Annotated in this window: 2 protein-coding genes; both read left to right on the top strand. The window is 29.6% G+C overall.

From position 1 onward, the window contains the following. Positions 1-79 precede the first annotated feature (79 nt). A complete protein-coding gene (locus Q0945_RS15970; protein WP_299436661.1) occupies positions 80-373 on the top strand; it encodes a type II toxin-antitoxin system HigB family toxin in 294 nt (97 codons plus the stop codon). A 2-nt stretch (positions 374-375) separates the two neighbouring features. Further along, the gene (locus Q0945_RS15965; protein WP_299436658.1) at positions 376-732 is read left to right on the top strand and encodes a helix-turn-helix domain-containing protein; all 357 of its coding nucleotides are present in this window, start codon (positions 376-378) and stop codon (positions 730-732) included. Positions 733-935 lie beyond the last annotated feature (203 nt).

Genomic DNA, 935 nt, shown 5'->3' with positions numbered 1-935 from the left:
CGTTAGCCACAAGCAAAAAAACAAATAATTACCGTTTTGGTAACTTATTTTTATATCTTTGTATTAAAGAAATTTTGATTTGAGAGTAATTGCAAAACGAACATTACGAGATTTTTGGGAAAAACATGCTGACTGTGAACAACAATTAAAAGCATGGTTTAGAGAAACCGAAAAATCCGAATTGAAGAATATTAATGAATTAAAAAATGAGTATCCAAGTGCGAGCATAATAAAAGATAATCGAATTGTTTATAACATAAAAGGTAATAATTATCGATTGATTGTAAAATTCAACTTTGAACACCAAATATGTTGGATAAGATTTATTGGAACTCATGCTGAATACGACAAAATTGACGCAAATAACATCTAATTATGAATATAGCACCTATTAGAAACGAAAAAGACTATCAAAATGCACTCATAAGACTTGAGGAAGTATTTGACGGAAAAAAAGGAACTGAAAAAGGAGATGAACTTGAAATATTGTCAATATTAATTGATCGATATGAAAATGAAAATTTCCCTATTGGTATGCCTGACCCTATTGAAGCCATTAAATTTCGAATGGAACAAATGGGAATGAAACAAAAAGATTTAGCAGAAGTTGTGGGCTTTAAAAGTAGAGTTAGTGAAATTTTGAGTAAAAAGCGAAAACTTACTCTGGATATGATTCGAAAACTAAATACTGCCTTGCATATTCCAACTGAGGTTCTTATACAAGATTATTAACAAAGCCAGTGGCTAACAATGGCTATAATTAATACGGATTTTGGCGTTTAATCCAAAAGTTCGTGTATTTTTATAATGTCCGCCAAATCTTTTTTATTTGGCTTTAAAATGAAAAAATTAAAACAAAATAAAAAGTTTTGGCTAAGTACTTAATCGGAAATTAATCACTTTTTAATCCCGTACTAATCATAGCCGAGACGTTA

Origin of the sequence: uncultured Maribacter sp., assembly GCF_947500405.1 — a bacterium.
GTDB lineage: Bacteria > Bacteroidota > Bacteroidia > Flavobacteriales > Flavobacteriaceae > Maribacter_B.
This window is presented reverse-complemented; position numbering and strand designations above follow the sequence as displayed.

Excerpts from the sequence above, each read along its gene's own strand:
- Q0945_RS15965 (WP_299436658.1), top strand. The coding sequence starts at position 376 with ATGAATATAGCACCTATTAGAAACGAAAAAGACTATCAAAATGCACTC.